The organism is Streptomyces sp. L500, from assembly GCF_054551825.1.
Genome location: NZ_JBTOLC010000097.1, coordinates 1 through 4,011 on the forward strand (window position 1 = coordinate 1; position 4,011 = coordinate 4,011).

Genomic DNA, 4,011 nt, shown 5'->3' on the forward strand with positions numbered 1-4,011 from the left:
CGCCCCGCGCTCTCGTGCGGTGCGGACACCACTATAGCCAACCTTGAGCACGTGCGATGCGCGCCGCCGCGTGACGGTTCTCCGCGCCCAGCTTCGCGGTGGCCGCCGAGAGGTAGTTCCGGACGGTTCCCTGGGTCAGCGAGGCCCGCGCGGCGATCTCCGCTATGGGGGCGCCGTCCTCGGCCAGTTCCAGCAGTTCCGCCTCGCGGGCGGTGAGCGGGGAGTCGCCCGCGCTGATCGCGTCGGCCGCCAACTCCGGGTCCACGTAGCGGCTTCCGCCGTGGACGGTCCGGATGATCTCGGCGAGCCGCTGGGCCGAGACGGTCTTCGGCACGAACCCGCGCACTCCCGCCTCAAGGGCCCGCTTCAGGTGCCCGGGCCGACCGTGACCGGTGACGATCATGGCGCGGCAGTCGGGCAGTTCGGCTCGCAGGGATGTGGCCACTGTCACACCGTCCGCCCCCGGCATCTGGAGATCCAGCACCGCGACGTCGGGCCGATGGGCACGGGCCATCGCCAGGGCCTCGGTCCCGGACGCGGCCTCGGCCACGACCTGGAGATCGTCCTCCAGCCCGAGGAGCGCGGCGAGCGCGCCGCGGATCAGGTGCTCGTCGTCGGCGAGCATCACGCGGATCGGTTCGATCGGCCCGGAGGCCGAGTGCGTATTCATTCACGCGTCCCTTCGGATGCGGCCGTCGCGGCGGGGGAGAGCCACCCCCGGTTTCCCGGGACTGGGACCTCCTCCCCGCCGCCACGGCGATCGGCCACGACGTCGCCCTCCGGCGGCGCCGAACCCGCCCCCGCCTCCGAACCGGAATCCACCCCCACCCGCGCCGTCAGCAGAAACGTCCCGTTCCCCCCGTGCTCGTACGCCAGCGTGCCCCCCAGCACCGCCAGCCGCTCCCGCAACCCCGCCAGCCCCGAACCGCTGCCGCCGGCGTTACCGGAGCCCCCCGAACCGCCTCCCGAACCGTCGCCGGAACCGACCCGCACGCCGTCGTTCTCCACCGTCAGCACCGCCCGCCCCTCGCCCGACCGCAGCCGCAGCGCGCAGCGCCCCGCGTCCGAGTGGCGCAGTACGTTCGTCGTCGCCTCGCGGACGACCCAGGCGAGCGTCGACTGGACCGCCGGCGACAGGTCGTCGGCGGCCCTCGCGTCGATGCGGCACTCGATCCCGGCGGCGGTCAGGATCCCCCGCGCTCCGGCCAGTTCGGTGTGGAGATCGGCCTCGCGGTAGCCGCGGACGACCTCGCGCAGCTCGCGCTGGGACTCCTGCGCGATGCGCTGAGCCTCGGCCATCTGGTCCACGGCCGCGTCCGAGCCGCGCCGCGCCAGCTGCACGGCGAGCTCGCTCTTGAGCGCGATCGCCGCGAGGTTCCGGCCGAGAACGTCGTGCATGTCGCGGGAGAAGCGCAGCCGTTCCTCCGCCACCGCGAGCCGCGCCTGCACCTCACGGGCCGCGTCGACCTCCCACATGATGGAGAGCATCCACCCCGAGACGCGCGCGATCAGCATGACCCACCCGGTGAGGAACAGCCCCCCGAAGACCATGCCCACCAGCGCCGGGAACGGGAGGCCCACCACGGCGAACGGCACCAGCGCGACGAGCGAGCCCGCAGCGCACAGCGCCCAGTAGACGCGCTTGCGCACGATCAGGCAGAGGGCGCCGAGAGGCGCCATCACGATCCCCATGAGCATGGTGGGCACGGCCTGCGCGAGTTCCTTGCTGCCGCGCGTCGCGATCAGCGCCAGCAGACAGAGCGCCACCGCCAGCAGGACGAAGGAGACCACCAGCCGCGCCCGCAGGACGGTCTCCCGGCCGAGATAGCGGTCGACGGCGCGGCGCAGCAGGCCCACACCGGCCGCGGCCTGCACGATCGCCACCACGAGCAGGGCCGCTCCCAGGCCCAGCCCCCGCCGGTCCGGTCCGGCGGCCATGCCCAGCATCGCCAGGCCCTCGAACACGACGAACAGCCAGGGGCACACGTACAGCGCGCCGCGCATGTACATGTCGATCTGCTGGATCTTGCTGTGGTCGCGGAACCTCCGCACCCGGCTGATCACGCGCCCCACCCCCCTGGTCGTTCTCGCCTGGTCGTTCTCGCAGTTCAGCGCCGGGTTTCCCAGCGGAACCACCGACGTACAGCAAACACCGCGAGCGCGGTCCAGACGAGGGCGGCCCCCAGGTGACCGAGGGTCCCGGCGAGGGTCGCGCCGCCGAGCCAGCCTTCGCGCACCAGCTGGACGACCGGGGTCAGGGGCAGCAGCTCGCAGAACCGCGCGAGCCCGTCCGGCAGCCCCTCCAGCGGGAAGAACATGCCCGAGCCGAGCATCGAGACCATCGTCAGCGGCATCGCCGCGAGCTGGGCGCTCTCCGGCGTCCTGGCGAGAACCGTGGACGCGGCGGCCAGCGGCGTCAGCACGGCCAGCCCCAGCAGCACGCCCGCCACCAGCAGTTCGGGGCGGGCCGGCAGACGCATGTGCAGCCATGCCGCGCCCGCCGCCACCAGCAGGACGCACTGTGCGACGGCGATCACCAGGGAGGGCAGCGCTGTGCCGGCAAGGATCTCCGCGTCGCCGGCCTCGCCCGTCCGCAGCCGCTTGAGGACCAGTTCCTCGCGCCGGGCGGTGAAGACGTTCATGAGGTTGTAGTAGACGACGAAGAGCAGGACGTACCCGAAGGCGCCCGTCATCGTCGCCTCCTTCAGGGACATCCCGGTGCCGCTCATGTCGAGGCCCTTGGCCGCCGTGCTCATCGCGTAGACCATGAGCACGGGCATCAGCAGGACGGTGTAGAGCGCCATCCTGTTGCGGCCGAGGAGCGTGAGCTCCGCGCGGCCCAGGGCGAGGGCCCGTCCCGTCACGGTCGTCGCGCCCGCCGGGACCCCCGTACCCGGCGCGCCCGTCGTCCGCGCGTTCACTGTCGTTTCCGTCGCCATCACTCGTTCCTCCCCAACCCCGACTCCGACGTCGTCGCGGCCCCGGCGATCGCCAGGAACGCCTCCTCCAGCGAGGCGGTCCGCGCGTCCAGTCCCTCCAGTTCGACGTCCTTCTCCCGGGCCCACAGCAGCAGCCCGGTCAGCGTGCGCTGCAGCTCGGCCGTCTGGAGCTCCACCCGGCCGTGGTGCTCGTCGTGCCGCAGCACGCCCAGCGCGGCCAGCGGCGGCAGATCGCCCACGAACCAGCCCGCCGGCATCGCGAAGCGGATGCGCGCCGGGTGGGCGCCGATCACCTGGCCGGGTGTGCCGGTGGTGACGATCCGCCCGTCCCGCATGATCGCCAGCCGGTCGGCCAGCGACTCCGCCTCCTCCAGGTAGTGGGTGGTGAGCAGCACCGTCGTGCCCTCGTCGCGCAGCCGCCGGACCAACTCCCAGGTGGTGTGGCGCGCCTCGGGGTCCAGTCCGGTCGTCGGCTCGTCGAGGAAGAGCACCTCGGGCCGCCCCAGCAGGGCCAGCGCGAGGTCGAGCCGTCGGCGCTCGCCGCCGGAGAGCTGTTTGACCCGTACGTCCCGGCGCGGGCCGAGCCCCACGAGGTCGAGCGCCTCCCCGACGGGCCGCGCCCCGGTCGTGCAGCCCGCCCACATCCGTACCGTCTCGGCGGCGCTCAGATCGGCGGGGAAGCCGCCTTCCTGGAGCATCACCCCGATCCGGGGCCGCACCAGGCGGCGTTCCGCGTACGGGTCGTGGCCCAGCACCCGGACCGTGCCCCCGGTGGGCCGGGCCAGGCCCTCCAGCAGTTCGACCGTGGAGGTCTTGCCCGCGCCGTTCGTCCCCAGCAGCGCGAACAACTCCCCGCGCCGCACGGCGAAGGACACGTCCCGCACCGCCTCGAATCCCTTGTCCCCCTGCCCGCCGTACCTGCGGCGCAGCTCCGAGACCTCGATCACACCGTCCCCGACATCCATGTCTCCAGGCTTCCGGCGAATTCCGCCGGGGCGCAGTGCGGGCTGTCATGACTTCGGATGACGGATGTCATGGGGGAGGAATGCGCATACGACGAAGGCCCGGTCGA

The 4,011-nt window shown here is 73.0% G+C and carries 4 protein-coding genes; all 4 read right to left on the minus strand.

Translation table 11 applies throughout. The features are described 5' to 3' along the window. Positions 1-31 precede the first annotated feature (31 nt). The 4 genes from ACX9I7_RS32315 to ACX9I7_RS32330 are packed head-to-tail and all read right to left on the minus strand — an operon-like array spanning position 32 to position 3,904. A complete protein-coding gene (locus ACX9I7_RS32315) occupies positions 32-670 on the minus strand; it encodes a response regulator (protein ID WP_459389357.1) in 639 nt (212 codons plus the stop codon). Continuing rightward, positions 667-2,064 carry a sensor histidine kinase gene (locus tag ACX9I7_RS32320; protein ID WP_459389358.1) on the minus strand — a complete coding sequence of 466 codons (1,398 nt, stop codon included), beginning with the start codon at positions 2,062-2,064 and terminating at the stop codon, positions 667-669. The genes ACX9I7_RS32315 and ACX9I7_RS32320 overlap by 4 nt, the downstream gene beginning before the upstream one ends. Positions 2,065-2,108: 44 nt before the next feature. Next, positions 2,109-2,939: an ABC transporter permease gene (locus ACX9I7_RS32325; RefSeq protein ID WP_387577747.1), complete on the minus strand. Its 831-nt coding sequence runs from the start codon at positions 2,937-2,939 to the stop codon at positions 2,109-2,111. Next, positions 2,939-3,904: an ABC transporter ATP-binding protein gene (locus tag ACX9I7_RS32330; protein WP_459389359.1), complete on the minus strand. Its 966-nt coding sequence runs from the start codon at positions 3,902-3,904 to the stop codon at positions 2,939-2,941. The genes ACX9I7_RS32325 and ACX9I7_RS32330 overlap by 1 nt, the downstream gene beginning before the upstream one ends. Positions 3,905-4,011: the final 107 nt, after the last annotated feature.

Bases quoted from the DNA above. Each gene is read 5' to 3' on its own strand.
- ACX9I7_RS32315 (WP_459389357.1), bottom strand. From the start codon at position 670: ATGAATACGCACTCGGCCTCCGGGCCGATCGAACCGATCCGCGTGATG.
- ACX9I7_RS32325 (WP_387577747.1), bottom strand. From the start codon at position 2,939: ATGGCGACGGAAACGACAGTGAACGCGCGGACGACGGGCGCGCCGGGT.
- ACX9I7_RS32330 (WP_459389359.1), bottom strand. From the start codon at position 3,904: ATGGATGTCGGGGACGGTGTGATCGAGGTCTCGGAGCTGCGCCGCAGG.